The 17,277-nt window shown below is 59.2% G+C and carries 20 protein-coding genes and 2 pseudogenes; 9 read left to right on the top strand and 13 right to left on the bottom strand.

From position 1 onward, the window contains the following. Positions 1-45: 45 nt before the first annotated feature. Positions 46-411 carry a helix-turn-helix domain-containing protein gene (locus tag BN903_RS00375; protein WP_048075833.1) on the bottom strand — a complete coding sequence of 122 codons (366 nt, stop codon included), beginning with the start codon at positions 409-411 and terminating at the stop codon, positions 46-48. A gap of 170 nt (positions 412-581) precedes the next feature. Then, positions 582-1,438, bottom strand: a pseudogene (locus tag BN903_RS18625) (sulfurtransferase). A gap of 141 nt (positions 1,439-1,579) precedes the next feature. Here BN903_RS18625 and BN903_RS18385 point away from each other — a divergent pair. Then, the gene (locus tag BN903_RS18385; protein ID WP_303645096.1) at positions 1,580-1,648 is read left to right on the top strand and encodes a hypothetical protein; all 69 of its coding nucleotides are present in this window, start codon (positions 1,580-1,582) and stop codon (positions 1,646-1,648) included. 245 nt (positions 1,649-1,893) lie between these two features. Here BN903_RS18385 and BN903_RS00355 read toward each other — a convergent pair whose 3' ends face one another. Continuing rightward, positions 1,894-2,643, bottom strand: a complete 750-nt coding sequence (locus tag BN903_RS00355; protein WP_048075832.1) for a helix-turn-helix domain-containing protein — start codon at positions 2,641-2,643, stop codon at positions 1,894-1,896. Between the two features lie 128 nt (positions 2,644-2,771). Here BN903_RS00355 and dps point away from each other — a divergent pair, with 128 nt between their 5' ends. Genes dps through BN903_RS15345 form a run of 3 tightly spaced genes read left to right on the top strand, consistent with a single transcriptional unit; the run spans position 2,772 to position 4,228 of the window. Next, positions 2,772-3,431, top strand: coding sequence for a DNA protection during starvation protein (gene dps, locus BN903_RS00350; protein ID WP_048075831.1), 660 nt, complete (start codon positions 2,772-2,774; stop codon positions 3,429-3,431). 40 nt (positions 3,432-3,471) lie between these two features. After that, the gene (locus BN903_RS15350) at positions 3,472-3,855 is read left to right on the top strand and encodes a 2Fe-2S iron-sulfur cluster binding domain-containing protein (protein ID WP_079890512.1); all 384 of its coding nucleotides are present in this window, start codon (positions 3,472-3,474) and stop codon (positions 3,853-3,855) included. Position 3,856: 1 nt separating this feature from the next. After that, complete coding sequence (locus BN903_RS15345; protein WP_079890511.1) at positions 3,857-4,228, top strand: RidA family protein; 372 nt, start codon at positions 3,857-3,859, stop codon at positions 4,226-4,228. A 50-nt stretch (positions 4,229-4,278) separates the two neighbouring features. On the opposite strand, the gene BN903_RS00345 is transcribed toward BN903_RS15345, so the two are convergent. From BN903_RS00345 to BN903_RS00315, 7 genes and pseudogenes are all read right to left on the bottom strand, one after another. Then, positions 4,279-4,686: a hypothetical protein gene (locus BN903_RS00345; RefSeq protein ID WP_048075830.1), complete on the bottom strand. Its 408-nt coding sequence runs from the start codon at positions 4,684-4,686 to the stop codon at positions 4,279-4,281. A 57-nt stretch (positions 4,687-4,743) separates the two neighbouring features. After that, positions 4,744-5,046, bottom strand: coding sequence for a hypothetical protein (locus tag BN903_RS17775; RefSeq protein ID WP_228840973.1), 303 nt, complete (start codon positions 5,044-5,046; stop codon positions 4,744-4,746). 1,090 nt (positions 5,047-6,136) lie between these two features. Then, positions 6,137-7,568 (bottom strand): annotated as a pseudogene (gene sufB / locus BN903_RS00335) (Fe-S cluster assembly protein SufB). Positions 7,569-7,742: 174 nt separating this feature from the next. After that, positions 7,743-8,039, bottom strand: coding sequence for a hypothetical protein (locus BN903_RS15330; RefSeq protein ID WP_079890507.1), 297 nt, complete (start codon positions 8,037-8,039; stop codon positions 7,743-7,745). A 121-nt stretch (positions 8,040-8,160) separates the two neighbouring features. Then, a complete protein-coding gene (locus BN903_RS00325; protein ID WP_048075827.1) occupies positions 8,161-9,882 on the bottom strand; it encodes a nucleoside recognition domain-containing protein in 1,722 nt (573 codons plus the stop codon). After that, on the bottom strand, positions 9,875-10,060 hold the full coding sequence (locus BN903_RS00320) for a 30S ribosomal protein S14 (protein WP_048075826.1): 186 nt from the start codon (positions 10,058-10,060) through the stop codon (positions 9,875-9,877). The genes BN903_RS00325 and BN903_RS00320 overlap by 8 nt, the downstream gene beginning before the upstream one ends. A 2-nt stretch (positions 10,061-10,062) precedes the next feature. Then, positions 10,063-11,220, bottom strand: a complete 1,158-nt coding sequence (locus tag BN903_RS00315; RefSeq protein ID WP_048075825.1) for an NAD(P)/FAD-dependent oxidoreductase — start codon at positions 11,218-11,220, stop codon at positions 10,063-10,065. Positions 11,221-11,284: 64 nt separating this feature from the next. Between BN903_RS00315 and BN903_RS00310 the strand changes: the two genes are divergently transcribed. The 5 genes from BN903_RS00310 (at position 11,285) to BN903_RS15325 (ending at position 14,450) form a co-directional block, all read left to right on the top strand. Continuing rightward, on the top strand, positions 11,285-12,571 hold the full coding sequence (locus tag BN903_RS00310; protein ID WP_048075824.1) for a GTP-binding protein: 1,287 nt from the start codon (positions 11,285-11,287) through the stop codon (positions 12,569-12,571). 2 nt (positions 12,572-12,573) lie between these two features. Next, positions 12,574-12,840 carry a hypothetical protein gene (locus BN903_RS00305; protein ID WP_048075823.1) on the top strand — a complete coding sequence of 89 codons (267 nt, stop codon included), beginning with the start codon at positions 12,574-12,576 and terminating at the stop codon, positions 12,838-12,840. 138 nt (positions 12,841-12,978) lie between these two features. Further along, positions 12,979-13,131 (top strand): hypothetical protein, encoded by a 153-nt coding sequence (locus BN903_RS17040; RefSeq protein ID WP_166377211.1) that lies wholly within the window; start codon positions 12,979-12,981, stop codon positions 13,129-13,131. A gap of 77 nt (positions 13,132-13,208) precedes the next feature. Next, on the top strand, positions 13,209-13,700 hold the full coding sequence (gene tsaA / locus BN903_RS00300; protein WP_048075822.1) for a tRNA (N6-threonylcarbamoyladenosine(37)-N6)-methyltransferase TrmO: 492 nt from the start codon (positions 13,209-13,211) through the stop codon (positions 13,698-13,700). Between the two features lie 168 nt (positions 13,701-13,868). After that, positions 13,869-14,450: a type IV pilin gene (locus tag BN903_RS15325; RefSeq protein WP_079890544.1), complete on the top strand. Its 582-nt coding sequence runs from the start codon at positions 13,869-13,871 to the stop codon at positions 14,448-14,450. 82 nt (positions 14,451-14,532) lie between these two features. Here BN903_RS15325 and BN903_RS00290 read toward each other — a convergent pair whose 3' ends face one another. Genes BN903_RS00290 through BN903_RS00280 form a run of 3 tightly spaced genes read right to left on the bottom strand, consistent with a single transcriptional unit; the run spans position 14,533 to position 17,277 of the window. After that, positions 14,533-14,916: a hypothetical protein gene (locus BN903_RS00290; protein ID WP_048075820.1), complete on the bottom strand. Its 384-nt coding sequence runs from the start codon at positions 14,914-14,916 to the stop codon at positions 14,533-14,535. Position 14,917: 1 nt separating this feature from the next. Beyond that, positions 14,918-16,210, bottom strand: a complete 1,293-nt coding sequence (locus tag BN903_RS00285; RefSeq protein ID WP_048075819.1) for an FAD/NAD(P)-binding protein — start codon at positions 16,208-16,210, stop codon at positions 14,918-14,920. Beyond that, positions 16,207-17,277, bottom strand: coding sequence for a metal ABC transporter permease (locus tag BN903_RS00280; RefSeq protein WP_048075818.1), 1,071 nt, complete (start codon positions 17,275-17,277; stop codon positions 16,207-16,209). The genes BN903_RS00285 and BN903_RS00280 overlap by 4 nt, the downstream gene beginning before the upstream one ends.

The raw sequence follows: 17,277 nt of genomic DNA, 5'->3' as shown, positions 1-17,277 counted from the left end.
CGGCCTGCCGAAAGTAGAGCGGGAACCCCTCAGCCTGAGACGCCGTTACCTCCTACTCGGCCGCCACGTCATCTCTTCATCGGGACTGTCGGTCGGCCGCTCGACGCGGGTTCTGATACGACCGGCCTCGTCGACGCTGATCGTGAAGCCGTTCACGTTGCGCTCAAATAGTCGGTATCTGCCCTTGTCCGTGTCGATCGCGACGTGTTCCGTCACTAGGTCCAGCTCGTTGAGCGTGTCCAAGCGCCGGTACGCCGTCGACATCGCGATGTCACACTCCTCGACGAGTTCAGCGACCGAGGTCGGCTCGTCGAGCACGGACAGAATCGTCCGGGTTGTCTCCTCGCTTAGCGCGTCGAGGATCTGCCGGACGGACTGCGATTCGGCGCGCTTCGATCCAGTGTCACTCATCGCGAACTCTCAAGACGGGTTCGATTTGCCGGCCTCCGTACCGGTCTACTGTGCGTTTCGCTCTTGGCTCGACATGAGACCCGCTCATCATAACCGTTTGGGCGCACGGCGGCTAGTGTGTCCATTTGTCATATGACAAGTCCGGTGTCACCGTCGCTCGGAGGCAGCGGCTAGCCGCTGCCGTCGGGGTCGCCGACCCCGATCGGGACGCCGATCATGTTTCCCACTCGTTCAGGAGTCATCGTAGTGCCACATGTACTCGTATCCGAGCAGCTCCTCAAGGACGAACCACGTGATTGACGACCGCTCGCCGATCCGACAGTAGACGATCACGTCGTCGTCGGGGGCGATCCCCCGCGACCCGTACACGTCCACGAGTTCCTCGCGCGACTTGAACAGGCCATTAGAACGGACGTTCTCGGCCCAGAACATGTTCGTCGCCCCGGGGACGTGACCGCCCCGCATCGCCCCCTCGTCGCTGCCGGGCAGCTTCATGATCTCACCGCGGAATTCTTCGGGTAGCCACACGTCGACCAGCTTCGTCTCCGTTCCAAGCGCCGCTCGCGCGTCCGTTCGCCTGCCCGAACCTCCGGCCCAGTTGGCCCATCGGGCGCGTCGCCGTACATAACGTCTGGTGGGTCGACAGACTCGGTCGCGGTCGGGTAGCTGTGTTCCAGCAATACTTGCGGCCGCCGTCCATGATCTGGACATCTGGATGGCCGTAATAGACGAGCTGCCAGTACGGGTAGGCCGCGAACCAGCTTTTGCTGTCGCCGCAGATCACGACGGTTGTCTCCTCGGCGATCCCATTCGATTCGAGGAAGGCGGTCATCTCCGCCGGCGAGAGGATGTCGTGCGCCTCCGCCGACCGGAGGTCGGTCCGCCAGTCGACGCCGACGGCACCGGGCGCGTGACACTCCTCGTAAAACGAGGCATTGACGTCGACTTCGAGCAGCCGTAGGTCGGTTGTATCGGAGTCGGATCGGTCAAGCGGGGCTGTTTGGTCTCCGTCATGAACTCGGCGAATTTCACTGTCTACAAGGTCAGTGACGGCGGGTTTCTGCCACCGGTGTCCACAGCGGGCTGGCGCTTCGACGGCATCGTCATCAGCGGCTCCCAGACTTCAGTGTATGACGGCCAGGACTAGATCTACGAGGCGACAGAGTAGATCCGTCGTGTTCACCGGTCGGATGTACCGATACTCGGAATCTGTTGGGGCCACCAGTTCCTCGCCTAAGCGCTGGGTGGCCGAATAACCGACATAGATGCGTACGAACTGGGGTACGAGCGGATCGAATACGTGGGTGAGGATCAGTTACTTAAGAGCATCCCCGAGGCGTTCAGGAACTTCGAAACGCACTCCGTCGGGCCGTGGAACTGCTTACGGGTGCGGCGATACTCGCGCGCAATGACTATGGGGTACAACGCGTTTCGCACTGGAAGCACGTATGGCGTCCAAGCTAACCCAAAACTAGAGTAATCTCAGAGCGTTTGTTTAACAAATTGTGATAGGATCCGATCCTCCGCTGTCCGAAGACGGTACTGGACAGTTGAGCGTGGCTCATCGAGTATTGACGCTAAATCAGCAACGGAGACTTCCCGTGGCCGATTATAATATCCGTGATCAACTGCGGTTTTCAGCACCTGCCAGTGTTCCGTCGAAAAGTTAGTCGCAACTCTCTCGGTTGCGTCCCAATTTCCGGCACTGGTGAGATGAGATACCGAGAGTGATACCCCGTCGCGAAGATGCGATTCCATCGTATCGTACACATCGCCAATAGGGCAGCCCCCGGGGAAGAGTACGCGCCAGCGGTACTCGTTCCCGATTCGACGAGATTCGAATACGGTCCCCTTCTGAACATGATCAAATACAAAATGTGGTAACGAATAGCATTCCTCGATTTCCTGACGAAGCGTGTAGATTGTCCGGCTTGTCTCCTGTTGATCGAGAACCTTGTACGCACGCTCTGTAGCACAACCACTCACGTCAAAGCACTCGTTACAACGTGTCTCATCTAAAAACACCTTGTCAAACGCACTCAAAGCTTCTTTCGTCCCCTTTGCGTGATCGAGTCGCCACATATTATTGTCGTTTATAAAAATAGCCGATGACCACAGAGAGAGTTTCTCATGTTGTCGAAAGATGTCCATCAGTTCGTCAGCTCCAGACTCGAACTGGAGGACGAACTCAAACTCGCGCATCTCTTCTACTGTGGTAGAGTTACCGGTCATCTTATCTATAGCTAAGAGATACTCGAAGAAAAAACACTTGAAACAAGAGCCTTTGAGATCAAAAATCAAAATAGTTGGCTATTGCTAAACCAACTTTGATCCTTATGACGGCGATATACAGAGTTGCAATGTCCGAAGAGAAAGAGCACGGAAGTGGCGCTGTTGAACCGGGTGATACGAGTAAGCGAGTTGGAGCTGAAGTCATTCGAGAGCGAGGTGTCGATCCTGAAGAGCTACGCGAGAAACTGATTGACGCTATTGGCGCGGAGTTCACAACCTACTACTACTACACGAACCTCCGGATGCACCTCGCTGGTGAGGAGGATTACAAGGAGATCACCGAAGACGCGCGTCTCGAAGACCGAGCACACTTCGAACTCGTTGTGCCTCGAGTCTACGAACTCGAGGGTTCACTGCCGAACGACATCCGTGATTTTGCGGATCGGGCTTCCTGTCCTGATGCCGGGGTTCCGACCCCGATGGATGACGGAGGGAATTTTGACACATCCGATCTCGAAGTAGCAGATATCCTCGAAGTGCTGCTAGAAGCTGAGCGGTGTGCGATCCGAACATGGAGCGAGATCTGTGACATGACCCGTGGCGCCGACCCGCGGACCTACGACATGGCTCAGCGGATTCTTAATGAGGAGATAGATCATGAAGCCTGGTTCATTGAGCTGCTGAGCAAGGAACGGGACGACGAGATTAATCCGGCCGGCCACTTTGCTCGCGGCGAGCCGGGCGACGCACCGTACACAAAGAATACTCAGTTTAACGACTCAGCCTGACCGTCTAATAGTCGGTCTCCCACTACCGCACCCGCATTTTATGAGCCAATCACCGAACGAAACGTGGTCCGTGACGATTGTTATTCCGGAAGAGTCGTCGTTAGATGGTGCCGGTGAAACGCATACAATTGACGTTGATGAGGATGAGACAATTCTCGCGGCCGCGCGTTCAGCGGGGATTTGGCTCCAAGCTGACTGCCAGCAGGGCTGGTGTACCACATGTGCTGCCCGTTTGATTGACGGCGAGGTCACCCATCCGAACGCGCGTCGGTACTATGATGAAGACCGTGAAGCCGGTTACGTACTCAGTTGTACCGCGAAGCCACGGGCCGATTCCACGCTGGTCGTCGATCAGTACGACGACTTTCTCGAGTTCAGAGCAGCCAACGACAAACCACCAGGAAACTCAAAACTAAGTGATTAAAATGACATCCAATGTAACCCGACACCAACGAGATAACTTGACAACAACCCCGTACAGTGTGCGTAATCACGACTCACAATTGGTCTTCTTCGATGGCCAACTCCCTGATGAGGTAGCAAGAAAAAAAGGTATCCGACAGCAGACACTCGCTGCGCTCGAACATGTGTCGAATGTAGCTGCAGAAGCCGGCGTTCACGTTCGAAATCTAATGCGTACGACTGTATATTTGACGGAGATTGACCAATCAGAGGCAGTTACGCAGGCTTACGATGAGTTTTTTGACGGCCAACGGCCATCACGAACAGTTGTCGGGGCTGAGGAATTACCAAGTGACGCAGCAGTACAAATTGAGGCTATTGGCGTAACTGAGTGATATCCTCTGCGCCTGAAGATAGAGAATTGTATTTAGTTGAATAGCCGTAATTATTCATCACTGCATCTATACAGATAGGCCGACACGATCACAAGGAAGGCCTCAGCGACTTTTGTGATAGTAACAATTGGGTTAATTCCCCCGTGCATGTAGAACGCTTCAATCCCCCAGCCCCGAAACGGGAACAGCGCGAGAATCGTTACTAGTGAGTATACCGCAGCCACGAGGAACAACGATCGCCGCCAGAACCGGGTGAAGTGCAGTGCTGCCCCGCCGAGGAAGCCCAGTCCGTTAAGCACGAAGAGGACCGCCAGCACGACGCTCATCTCAATAGCCCGTGTCGTCGCTACGAGGTGAATGAGTCCAGTAATGAAGGCCAAAAGAATCGCCACATATCCGACTGGATTCGACGGCCATTGAATAAGACTGTCTGACTGCGTTGTATAGTTTGTACTCATATGTACAATTTCACATGAACTGATAAAATATCACGCCCTCGTATAGGAACTTGGGAATCAACTTTCTATATGTACCGAATTCAGCATAAACGAACGTGGATCTATCGGAACAATCTCCAGCCCGAGCTCACGTGAGACGTGTCGATATGCCCGCTCAACGCGAATCTGTTCGACACGGCTCACCGTTGAGACCTCGTCGATAGAGCGTGGGGCATCGTCCATACGACTCGCCGCGTTCAGCGCCGCAGTGCCGACGCTTTCAACAGCCCGACTCGGAAGGAGACCATCGCCGAGTGCGCGTCGATAGATAATGCCCGCCGTCTCGCGGGTGCTCTGGGGGACGCCGAGCGCGGAAGCCATGCGATTGGTCTCACCGAACGCGTATATGAGATTTTTATCGGACGATGAGCGTCGTCGGAACCGCTCGTCCCACCGCCGAAGGCGACGCATCTGTTGTCGCCGTTTCCCGGGTAGCGTGTTTCCATTCAGGTCGGTGTTTTGCCACCCGATTATCGTTGACAACCCCTTATCGTGTAAGAGGTTTGTGCTCGGTGCCCCGACGTGAGATTCCTGACCGTCGGTTCCGCTCGACGTGTACAGCGTGATACTCGTATCGAGTGTCGCATCTGGCACAACAAGTCCACAGTCGTCACAGACTGCGTCCACGTCATCATCAGCTTGACGAAGTCGCCCGCAACACTCCGGACAGGTGGTTCGATCTTGGGACCGTCTGTCCTCTTGCCTCCGAAACCGAATCGGTCACAGGCCGCCTGTTGCTGCCTTCGCTTGCTGAGTGTCCGTCTCTCTCGTCTTTGCGAGAAACGGTGTCAAGTCGCTCTTCGGTAGTTCGCTCGTTACTTCTGTGACATCACCACTCGTGACCGGAACAGAACAAACGCGACTGACCTGGTGTCTGGCCTGTACTGTTCGTCATGCGCTCTGAGCCGATGTCGAGTCGCCAATTCTGATCCCGTGTGCGGTAACTCTCGTGGCGACGGCAGCCGGAACCGACCACACTGTGTCAGTGGGTACTTCTGTTCCGTCGATCGCGAGACAGACGAGTTCTCCGCGCCCGCGACGCGCCGCAACGACAAACTCGAAGCGACGGGCTCGGGCGTCGACCGCCGTCACGTGGATCGTCGAGAGACTATTGGCGCTTTCCCACGCTGTCGTGTCGACGACACTGAGTTCGCCTGCCGGCGTAACGGTCGACGAGCCGCAGGCTGGACAGGACCCCTCGTGTGGCGTCGTTCCAAGATACCCGTAGTCAGTGTCGCACGCGAAGCAGTGTTCCATGGTTCGCTGTCAGCGACGGTCTAACACCGTCTCAGCGATGTTCGCTTGACTGGAACACGCCGGACAGGCAACGACGTCACCGCCGTCCAAGCCGAACACGGTCACGAATCGCTGCGAGACGTGTCCCCCGCAGTGTGCACACTCCGGCATCAAATCACCCGAGGGAGCCCTCCATCTCGAGCTCGACGAGCCGGTTCAGCTCGACGGCGTACTCGATCGGCAGCTCCTCCGTGATCGGCTCGATGAAGCCCCGAGACGATCATCTGTTTCGCGTCGTCGTCGTCGAGACCGCGCGACTGGAGGTAGAAGATGTCCTCGTCGCCGATCTTGCCGACGGTCGCCTCGTGGGCGACGTCGACCTTCGACTCGTTGATCTCCATGTACGGCATCGTGTCGGAGGTCGACTCGTTGTCGAACATCAGCGCGTCGCACTCGACGGCCGTCGAGGAGTTCTCCGCGCCGTCGGCGATGTGGACGAGACCGCGGTAGTTCGTGCGGCCGCCGTCCTTCGCGATCGACTTCGACTCCACGGTAGACTTCGTGTTCGGCGCGTTGTGGTACACCTTCGCACCGGTGTCGATGTCCTGGCCCTCGCCGGCCATCGCGATGGTGATGTGGTTGTCGGACGCGCCGCGGCCCTTCAGGATCGTCGACGGGTACAACATCGTCGCCTTCGACCCCATCGAGCCGGAGATCCACTCCATGCGCCCGCCCTTCTCGGCGATGGCGCGTTTCGTGTTCAGGTTGTACGTGTTCTTCGACCAGTTCTGAACGGTCGAGTACTGAACATGGGCATCCTCGTCAACAAACACTTCGACACCGCCACAGTGGAGGTTGAACTTCGAGTACTTCGGGGCGGAACAGCCCTCGATGTAGTGGACCTCCGAGCCCTCTTCGGCGATGATGAGCGTGTGCTCGAACTGGCCCATCCCCTCGCTGTTCATCCGGAAGTACGCCTGGACCGGCATGTCGACGGTGGTGTTCTCGGGAATGTAGACGAACGAGCCGCCGGACCAGATCGCGCCGTGAAGCGCGGCAAACTTGTTGTCGCTCGGTGGGACGCACTTCGTCATGAAGTGCTCGCGGACGAGTTCTTCGTGTTCTTGGACGGCCTCGTCCATGTTACAGAAGATGACGCCCTTCTCCTCCCACCGCTCCTGTATGTTCTGGTACACGACTTCGGACTCGTACTGGGCACCGACGCCGGAGAGTGCGTTCTTTTCGGCCTCTGGAATGCCCAGCTTGTCGAAGGTGTCCTGAATCTCGTCCGGGAGTTCGGTCCAGTCGTCGACGCCGGCACGGACGTCGACGTCCGGCCGGATGTACGGGATAATCTCGTCGACGTCGACCTCACTGAGGTCCGGCTGGCCGGGCCAGTCGGTCGGCATCGGCATCTGCTGGAACTGCTCGAGCGCGCGCAGGCGGCGCTCTAACATCCACTCCGGCTCACCCTTGTCCTCGGAGATGACACGGACTGTCTCCTCGGTGAGACCCTTCTCGGTCTGGAAGGCGGACTTCTCCTCCTTCTTGAACTCGAAGCGGGCCTCGGTGTTCGTCTCCTTGAGATCGTCTTGTTTTGAACTCATCAAACTATTCTTCAGAGACTACGAACATAAGTGTGATGCGCTGGAACACTCTTTTGTAACTTATATTGGTTTCTTTAACGAAAGAGAATAACTTAGTGAGGTTTAATTTGGTTTCCCCGCAAATTAGAATTTAGTTAGTGACGAGAGAGTGGCTCCGTACGACTAGTGTCCGACTCACTCGTCAGCAAGAGCGACTTGACAGCACTCAATCGCCGCTTCGATGTGGCGATCGGCGACCGCGTCGTCCGTTTTGTCAGCCGACTCAAGCAGTGTAGCGACTTGTCGAACGCGTTTCCGTCTGGTTGGGGTGTCAAGGTCGTCGCTGGTAGCATCGCGGGCGACAGCTTCGGCTTCACCGAGCCAGCGGTTCGTCGCTGGCGGTACTGGCCGGTCTGCGGTCGCAGTTAGATGGTTGGCCAGCGCGTCGACCGCAGCTCGTGGTTCGCTCGGGATGTCTATCTCATTGGTCATCGTTGGTGTTTCGGCACCCTATATACACAATATTTGGGGGATAGAATTGATGCGTGTTTTCCTATCCAAATTTTCGGAGATGAGTCTGACCGAGGATTCTGCTCTCTAGATCTCCCAGAGATCAGCCGAAGACGACTACACCTCCCCGCGCGATCACGGCCGCAAAGCCGATCGCAGCAACCGCCTGCCGAAGCATCATTGTCAGAGCCCATCGTGGTGAGACCTCGCGGGCAACGGTAAACGCTGTCACCAGACACGGCAGCAAGACCCCCGCGAGATAGACGACTACGAGTACCTGTACCGGCGAGAGCGTGGCCGCCGTCGATGCGCCGTTGGCAGTCAGCAGGGCGATCCCGTCCTTCCGGATCGACGCCAGCACGACTGTGAGCGCGGCATCTGCCGGGAGGTTGAACAGACTCATCGCCGGTCCAAGCACCGATCCCAGCGCGTCGATCACGCCGAGACGGTCGAGCGCGGCAGCGACGAAGGTGATGACGACGAAGACAGGGAGTGCCTTCATAAAGAACTCCCTGAGCGCGCTCCAGGCCTCACGGGCGACCGCCTTCGGGTCTGGCCACTGGAGGAACGTTCGGCGGTCGATCACGGTGGTCGACTCTCGGGCTTCAGCGGGCGCGATCAGTTCGACGTAAATGAACGTCGTCGCCGCCAACACGAGCAGGTAGGGCCCGACGAGCCAGCCCATACCGACCGCCGCGAACACCGCAAGCGTCGCGGGAAACTGGTACGAACAGGCCGAGCCGAACGAGATCGCCGAAATGGTCGTACATCGCGTACAGTCCGAACACGAGCGGGTGTTGACCACCGCGGGGACGTTACATCCGAAGCCCATCACGACCCGGATGAGGTCCCGGCCGGAGAGGCCGATCCGTCGCATCGTCGGATGTAGTGCGACGGTCATGCGGGTGACAACGCCCGTGTCCTTGTACACGCTGAGAATCACCGCAAAGAGGAGCATCGTTGGGCCGGCCCAGACCAACAAAAAGGGTCCCATCGATAGCAAACCGTACTCGTTCGTCAGCAGTACTGCTAGCGACTCTGGAAGTCGTTCAGCGGCCGCAACCAGCGGCTCGAAGGCAGCCCCCACGATTGGATCGAGTTCGACGGCGAGTGTGTTTGCGAACCAGACCGCCGCGCCGGCCGGGACCAACAGGAGCAACAGGCTCACCAGCGGACCGATGATCGGCCACTCGAACACCGTTTTCGGCGGCTCGATCCGCCGACCGACCTGCTTGCGCGCAGCGTTCGGGAAAATCCCCGGCTGGGCCAATGCGTCCATGATCTTCCCGTAGGCGTCGGTCGACGTTCCGGCGCTCGCTTCCGGTGTCCCGCCGTCGACCATCGGCCGCTCGACCGTGCGAGCGTCGACGGGGGCGACCGGAACGCCGATGTCGGCGCTCAGTTCCTCGAGTGCGCGGCGGGTTTCGGTTCGCTCCTCGACTTTGTCCCAAAAGGTGACGACCACGGCTCCGAGATGGGATTCGACCAGCGGCAGTAGCGCGTCGAGGTCGTCGTCGATGTCCGTCGCCGGAACGACGAGCAACACTGTCTCGTCTTCGTCGACCTGCGCCAGTGCGTCCCGCGTTCCCTCGGTGTCGGTATCGAGGACGATACCGGGCGTGTCGACAAACTCGTACCCGTCGGTCGTGTACCGCTCACTGCGGGTGGTGGTGCCGCGGAAGTTCCCGCTGGTCGGCCGGTCGCCCGTGAGTGAGGAGACGAGTTCGGACTTCCCGACGCTCTCCTTCCCGACGACCACGACGGTCTCTCTGTCGGCATCCTCCGCAGCCGGTGTGTCGGCCGGTCGCTCCCGCCTTTCAGTCATACTTCTCGAACCCGATAGCGGGGGCCAGCTCGCGGAACGACTGCCGACAGAGCCAGATGTCGTACTTCCCGACGAGACCCTGTTCGCGGCCGGTCACCCGACAGACGTGTCGATCATCGTTACTCGCTTCGGTCGATCGCTCGATGCTACCGTCTTCGTTCGATGTGTCTCGTGTCATGATTAGCAGTCGCACATGTCGGGCTCACAGCAGGACAGGTCCTCGAGGAACATGTCCTTCTCACGATACTCTTCGAGGGGAGTACGGTCGATATCGAGTCTGGCGGCTATTTCGTCGGCGACCACGGCGAAGCGCTGTCTGAACTTATAAATAAAACAGAACAGCTGGCCGTTGTGTGACACCTGTGGGCCGACCAGAAACACCCCGGGAGTCGTCGTCGACTCGTCTCGGTCGGTCAGTTCCGGTCGGCTGTCGTCGAACGCGAAGTGCTCGTCTGCGGGGCCGAGTCCGCTTTGGAACCCCGTTGCCAGCACGGGTCGGTTCCGCGTCGCAAACGTCTCACCGTCCTTGCTAACGACCTCGAACGACTCATTATCACTCTCTGCGCGCTCGACCCGTTCGACGCGGACGCCGTCTTCGAGCGTGATCGGCGCGTGCCGTTCGAACGCTTCGCGCAACCGCTGGCTCGTGTACGGCGAGAGCACTTCGCTCGGGTCGGGCCCGCGGAACCGCCACGGCCCCTCCTCGTCGAGAACGATCGTCTCTCGCCCCGCGTCGGCGAGCGCGAGCGCCGCGTCGATCCCGCTCTCGTACCCGCCGACGACCACGACCGGGTCGTCGACGCACTCGTCGGCGAACGAGCTCCACGACCCGACCCGAGTGTTGTGAACGCAGTGGCTCGCGCCCGGGAACGGCTCGTCGTTCGGCCGGCCGAACTGGCCGGTCGCCCAGACGACGAACCGGCTCTGGATCGGACCACTCGACGTATGGAGGACGAACTCGTCGTCGTGACGCTGTACCGACTCCACGTCGACGCCGGTCCGGACGGGGAGGTCGTAGAACTCGACGACTCCGTCGAGGTATTCGGCGTACGCTTCACCGCTCGGATGTTCGCTGTCGAGCGCGAACGCGGGCGACGTGTCAGTGGTAACGGCGTTCAAGTCTCGACAGCCGAAGCTGTTGCTCGGAAACGAGGGCGTGATCAGTCGCATCTCGTCGGGCCACTGCCTGAACGACGCGCCGACCGCCTCTCGGTCGAGAATCGCGTAGGAATCTAGACCGAGGTCTTCGAGGATGACGCCGGTTCCGACGCCGGCAGCACCCGCGCCGACGATCACCGCGTCAAGCGACTCGCACTTTCGGAGGTTTGTCGAGGCCATTATTAGCAACAACTGAAACTCAATAGCCAAATATAAATAATATACACTATAGTCTTAATAACAGATGAATCGAGAGACGATCCCCGTCACGGTATTGAGCGGCAACCTCGGCGCGGGAAAGACGACCGTGTTGAACAACCTTCTGAACACGCGAACGGACCTGGATATCGCGGTCCTCGTCAACGACATGGGCGAGGTAAACGTCGACGCGGAACGCGTCGCCGAGCACTCGGATATCTCCGAAGACGACGAGGACCTGATCGAACTGTCGAACGGGTGTATCTGCTGTGAGTTGCGCGGCGACCTGCTCGACGCGCTCGCGAAACTCGCTCAGGCCCGCGAGTTCGACTACCTCGTCATCGAATCGACGGGCGTCGCTGAACCGTTACCTGTCGCACAGACGCTCACCATGGGATTCGATCAGGGCGACCTTGACCCGACGGAGTTCTACGAAGAGACCGGCATCGAGGTGATGGACTACTACGAACTCGACACGACGGTCACCGTCGTCGACGCCCACCAGTTCTGGACGGCGTTCGATTCAAAAGAGTCGCTCATGGACGGGGACACCGAGAAGGACCTCGGCAGCCTGCTCATCGAGCAGATCGAGTTCTGTGACGTCCTCCTGTTGAACAAGTGCGACCTCGTCGACGAGGCGACGCTCGACGAGATCGAGGAGATGCTCGAGGTCCTCCAGCCGCGTGCGAAAATCATCCGAACGGAACACGGCGCGGTCGATCCCGATGAGATCCTTGACACGGGCCGGTTCGACTTCGAGGAAGCGAGTCAGTCCGCGGGGTGGGTACGGGAACTCCAGCAGCCACACGAGTCCGCCGAGGAAGAACACGGCGTCACGTCGTTCGTCTACACGTCGCGTCGTCCGTTCCACCCCGAGCGGTTCGCCGATCTGCTCGACGCGTTCCCCGCGAACGTCGTCCGCTCGAAGGGCCACTTCTGGGTGGCGGGTCGCGAGCAGACGGCGCTCGGACTGAACGTCGCGGGACAGTCGATCCGAGTCGGGTCGGCCGGCGACTGGATCGCGACGCTCCCCGAAGAAGAGCGTGAGACCTACTTCGAGGCCAATCCGGAATTTGAAGAGATATGGGACGACGAGTGGGGTGACAGGGGGACACAACTCGTGCTTATTGGGACGGATATGGACCACGACGCGCTCCGCGGTGACCTCGACGCGGCCCTGCTGACCGACGAGGAGATGGACGCCGACTGGACCGCCTTCGATGACCGGTTCCCGACGTGGGATGTCGAGGATGATAACGAACCTGGCGAGGGTACCGAGGAGTCGGCTGAGACGACCGACGACAGCGCCGAGGAGGTCGGCCTCGCAGACTGACGATGTCCTCGCCACGCTCCCTCTTCCGGACGGCCGTCGACAAGAACGCGCCACGCGAGACCCGCACAGCGGCGATCGATGAACTCGCCGAGATCGCCGCGACGACGCAGCTCCGCGTTATCGTCGTCGCAGACGGTTTTAACGGGTCGTTCCGCCGGCAGGCGTTGAACGGGCTCGGTCGGTGCCAAGCGACAACAGAACTCGCGGCGCTGGCCGACGACGCGAGCCTACCGACACCGCTCCGAGAGCGGGCGGACCAACTGCGCTAACGCTTCGTCTGGTTCGTCGGTTCTCGTTGTGCGCACGGGAATTAGTTAGCCCGTGGCTCTAATTAATATTCTAAAGCAGTTGTCGTACACCAGTTCTTAATAACATTCTTGTATATATGGGTCTAGATTGTTAATGTAATGTCGTACGCATGCACCAACTGCGATGCACAGTTCCAGAGCGCTGCCGGTGTGACCCAGCACGTCGCCTTACACCACGACCGATGTGCCGTGTGTGACGAGGAGTTCGAAGGGACCGACTCACTGCGCGAGCACGTCCACGAGAGTCACTAATCAGTCACTCCCCGGTACGGTACAGCCGCACCCTCAATTACGATACTGACTTTTCCCCCACAGGCCGAGACACGGTCGTGCCCACAGACACGTTTAGCTACGAATCGATCGGGGTGATCCGGACCCCGTTTGAATCGCCCGAGGGGATGCCGATTCAGCCTGTCGGCGCAGATTCGGTAACGGGAACCGTCGAGCTCGACCCGTCGTTTGCGGACGGACTGGCAGACCTCGACGGGTTTTCGCACTGTATCCTGTTGTACCACTTTCACGCGTCCGGTGATGACGCTCCGCTGAGCGTCGAGCCGTTTCTCGACGACGAGCGACGCGGCGTCTTCTCGACGCGGGCCCCGCAACGTCCGAACCCGATCGGGCTCTCCGTGGTCTCGGTCAAGTCCGTTGAGGGACGCAAACTGACGGTAGGCGGTATCGACGTCGTCGACGGAACACCGTTGCTGGATATCAAGCCATATGTTCCGGAGTTCGACGTTCCGTCCGAAACGGAGACGGGGTGGATGGACGCGTCGGCGTCGACGATCCGATCGGAACAGGCCGACAAACGGTTTCTCTGACGGGTGCGACCCCTGATTCAGGAACTATTTGGACGCTGTCGGTTACCATCTGCCGGCTTTGTAGAAATCATCGTCTGTTGATAAGTATCAGTAGCCGTGCTGAATATAGAGGATCAATTCAGCAGCAAGTCCGGTAACTGTATTGCTTAGTAGCGAATAAATATGGTGATGAATCAGCAGGATCGTGCTGTCACACCTGTTGTTTCGACTATTCTCATGGTCGCAATTGTCGTTATTTTAGCGGCGACAGTCTCTGTTTTTGCTCTTGGGTTTGTGGAGAATATTAACGAACCTGCACCGCAAGTGGCTCAAACGACCGGTGAGTTTGTCATCGGGCCGAACGATCAAGCTGTTAAAGTGAATCATATTGGTGGAAATTATGTGGAAGTTAAAAACATAGAAATTATCGTTCGTGCATCTGGTTCCGGTGTGAATAAAAAAGAGCGGTTGATTAATTTGCCCTCTACAGGTCATTCCATTAGTTCCGCAAATCTGAAGCAGGATAATGGACTGATTGCTAAGGGTTATGGAGATGCTGGTGATGACGATCCGAATCAAGTGATTATAGAGGATTACCCAACTGACAATAACAGGTGGGAGGCAGGAGAAACAATACGCTTCGAAATAAATTCGGGGGAAAATGGGGCTGACTTCCGTGAAGGTGAGAGCCCACATGCTGACGAACTTGAAGTTGTTATTGTCCACACTGAGTCAAACGCAATTATTTCGGAGCATGTGTTCCGGCCATAGATGCTAGATACGCGCGTTCTATTCAGCACGCCATTATTATCAATTTATAAATGTTTAAATAGAACTGGTCTAGCGGTTGCCGCTACGGCCAGTCGCGGTCCACAGTAGAGGGAGTCGACAGTTTCCAGTCCGCAGCCATCCCGGCGTCCGCAACCGACTGATACGTCCAGTCGGGGACCGCTTCAACCGCCCCGCTGGTCTCATCGGTTCCGACGAACACGTACCGCTCCGTCTGGAAGTTGTTTCGAACGGCCGAGAGCGCCTCCGCTACGGAACGCGGCCCGGACAGAAACTCCTGATGATAGTCGGCCTCCCGCACCCGCCGTCGTTCAATGTACGACGGCTCCGAGGAGACGATCCCGACGTAGCTCGCCCACGTGGCGGCGTCTTCGAGCGCGTGGTCGGGCCGTGCGAGTCGATCGAGTGCGCCCAACGAGACGGCGAGCGTGAGATCGGTCGTACCCACGTCAGGACCCGCCTCGAGAGCTCATCGGGAGCGACTCTGCCCGCGCCTGCTCAGGGGGATCGAGGATTCGTTCCGCGGCGCGTCGAGCGCCGACGATGTTGCGAGCGAAGGGGCCGACGCTGGGCTCCGCGAGCGCACCCGAAACGTACACCGCGGAGTCGGTGCCGTCGGTCCGTCTCCACGCGAGCGTTCGATCGTCGAGGATGGGAAACCCCTCCGCCCCACGTGCGAGCGACAGCGACTCGCTGACGCGTTCGACCACCGGCCGCTCCGGGACGGGTTCGAGTCCGGTGGCGAGGACGACCCGCGCGGCCGTCACCCTCGTGCCGTCGTCGAAGCGGAGGGACAACCCCTCGTCTGTCCCGTGCGCAGACGTGATTTCGCCTCGTCGGAGTTCGAGCGTACCGTCGTCACACGCTTCCGTCAGTCGTCGTTCAACGTACGGTGGGATTGTAGCATCGTTGCGGGCGGCCCGAATCCGATCGAGACGAGCCTCCGACCCCGGTGGTAATGTGTGGATTTCTTTGCCGATGTGACGCCAGTTGATCCAGTACGGGTCGGCCTCGGTCAGCTCGATATCGAGTTCGTGACGCGACAGGAGCGTCACGTCAGTCTGTTCTGCCAGACAGCAGGCGAGCTGCCCGGCCGTGATGCCGCCTCCGACGACGAACGTCCGCCCCTCGAATTCGCTCGTCGTTGTCGGATCGAACTTGTCGTCCCAGACGTGTGCGAGCGGCGCGTCGTCCGAGAGCGACGTTGTCCACTCCGGAAGCGTGGGTGCCACGCCGAGTCCGACAGCCAAAACGACGCGGTGGGCCTCGACCGTTCCTGTGTCCGTTTCCAGCAAATAGCCCTTCTGAGATGTGGGCCGGGTAATGTCCGTCACTCTCGACCGGTGGTGACAGTCGTCGAGGTCACGGCGATCGATGATGTCGCGCGCGTGGTCGAGAAAGAGGTCAAGCGTCGGTCGATCGGGGTGATTCTCCGTCGACACAAGCTCGTGCGCTCGGTGGTGTCCTTCCGCGAACGACTCGAGCGAGAACGACTCGGTATCGATATGATGGACGAACGTCGACCGAAGCGTCTCAATCCCACACTGACGAGCCTTTTTGCCGAACGACGCGAGTAACTCCTCGCGCGGATCGAGTATTCGAATCTCGTCGTGCGTGTATTCTCCTTCTGTGAGGAGGTAGTTCGCGAGACACGTGCCGTGGATCCCGCCGCCGACGATCACATATTCGTACGGCTGACGGTTGGCGGCCGGATGTTCTTCGAGAGCGTCGTTGGTCGTCACTCTCGCTCACCGCCATCGGCTTCGAGCCCCTGCTCCGCACGCTCGACTGACGGTCCGGAACGCGTCGGGAGCAGCCGAAGCACCCACCGGATGTCGACTTTAGCCACCACGAGAACCGTCGCGTAGACCGCTGCCGCCGAGATGACAATTGAGCCCCCAGCCGCAATTCCGTACACATACGCGAGCGTCACGCCAGATAGAACGGCGAACTCGGCCGCGAGGATCGCCAGCAGTATCGATTGCTTGAAACTCCGTGCGACGAATCCCGCCGTGGCGACCGGCACGACGAGCATCGCCGCGACGAGGATCACGCCCATGATCTGCATCGCGCTGACGACGACGAACGCCGTGAGCACGACCATCAGGCGCTTGTAGAGCCGAACGTTAATCCGGGCGGCCCGTGCCGCGGTTGCGTCAACGGTGACGTACAACAGCGGACGGTACGCGACTGTGACGAGCGTGCCGATGAGGAGGCTCATCGCGACGAGCAGCCCGACGTTGTCCTTCGAGACGGTTGAAAGACTGCCGAACAGATACGCGTCGATTCCGACGGCGATTCCGCCGTCTGTCGCGGTGATGAGGACACTTCCGAGCGCGAACCCGGTCGTGAGGACGATCGCCAGCGACGTATCGCTGTAGGCCCCCGCGTAATCGATCAGCAGTTCGACGAGCAGCGCCGTTCCGACGGCGACGATCATGGCGGTCAACAGCGGCGACAGCGACAGCGATAGCGCCGCGTTGAGGAACAGCCCGACCGCCACGCCCGCGAAGGCGGTGTGAGCGAGCGTGTCGGCGAGCATTGACAGTTCGCGATGGACGAGGAACGTGCCGACGAGCGGGCCGATCACCGCGATACAGATCGCCGCGAGATAGGCTCGCTGCATGTACGGATAGCCGAGCATCCGTACGCCCAACAGCTCGGCCAGCAGGTTCATTCCGGTTCCGTACACGTCGACGAGTAGCCATTCGAAGAGTCGCCATAGGCTCTCGACCGGCGAAAACCGACCCGGCGAAGAGCCGTCTGCTGACGCCTGTAACAGAGTCGTCGCGAGGGATGGGGAAACCAT

The organism is Halorubrum sp. AJ67 (assembly GCF_000513435.1).
Note: the sequence above shows the minus strand (reverse complement) of the source record. Positions and strands in the feature narration are given on the sequence as shown.

Excerpts from the sequence above, each read along its gene's own strand:
- BN903_RS00305 (WP_048075823.1), top strand. The coding sequence starts at position 12,574 with ATGTCCTCGCCACGCTCCCTCTTCCGGACGGCCGTCGACAAGAACGCG.
- BN903_RS17040 (WP_166377211.1), top strand. The coding sequence starts at position 12,979 with ATGTCGTACGCATGCACCAACTGCGATGCACAGTTCCAGAGCGCTGCC.
- BN903_RS00310 (WP_048075824.1), top strand. The coding sequence starts at position 11,285 with ATGAATCGAGAGACGATCCCCGTCACGGTATTGAGCGGCAACCTCGGC.
- BN903_RS15350 (WP_079890512.1), top strand. The coding sequence starts at position 3,472 with ATGAGCCAATCACCGAACGAAACGTGGTCCGTGACGATTGTTATTCCG.
- BN903_RS15345 (WP_079890511.1), top strand. The coding sequence starts at position 3,857 with ATGACATCCAATGTAACCCGACACCAACGAGATAACTTGACAACAACC.
- BN903_RS00345 (WP_048075830.1), bottom strand. The coding sequence starts at position 4,686 with ATGAGTACAAACTATACAACGCAGTCAGACAGTCTTATTCAATGGCCG.
- BN903_RS17775 (WP_228840973.1), bottom strand. The coding sequence starts at position 5,046 with ATGGCTTCCGCGCTCGGCGTCCCCCAGAGCACCCGCGAGACGGCGGGC.
- BN903_RS00315 (WP_048075825.1), bottom strand. The coding sequence starts at position 11,220 with ATGGCCTCGACAAACCTCCGAAAGTGCGAGTCGCTTGACGCGGTGATC.
- BN903_RS00375 (WP_048075833.1), bottom strand. The coding sequence starts at position 411 with ATGAGTGACACTGGATCGAAGCGCGCCGAATCGCAGTCCGTCCGGCAG.
- BN903_RS00325 (WP_048075827.1), bottom strand. The coding sequence starts at position 9,882 with ATGACTGAAAGGCGGGAGCGACCGGCCGACACACCGGCTGCGGAGGAT.
- dps (WP_048075831.1), top strand. The coding sequence starts at position 2,772 with ATGTCCGAAGAGAAAGAGCACGGAAGTGGCGCTGTTGAACCGGGTGAT.
- BN903_RS00280 (WP_048075818.1), bottom strand. The coding sequence starts at position 17,277 with ATGGTTTCCCCATCCCTCGCGACGACTCTGTTACAGGCGTCAGCAGAC.
- BN903_RS15325 (WP_079890544.1), top strand. The coding sequence starts at position 13,869 with ATGAATCAGCAGGATCGTGCTGTCACACCTGTTGTTTCGACTATTCTC.
- BN903_RS00320 (WP_048075826.1), bottom strand. The coding sequence starts at position 10,060 with ATGACACGAGACACATCGAACGAAGACGGTAGCATCGAGCGATCGACC.
- BN903_RS00355 (WP_048075832.1), bottom strand. The coding sequence starts at position 2,643 with ATGACCGGTAACTCTACCACAGTAGAAGAGATGCGCGAGTTTGAGTTC.
- BN903_RS15330 (WP_079890507.1), bottom strand. The coding sequence starts at position 8,039 with ATGACCAATGAGATAGACATCCCGAGCGAACCACGAGCTGCGGTCGAC.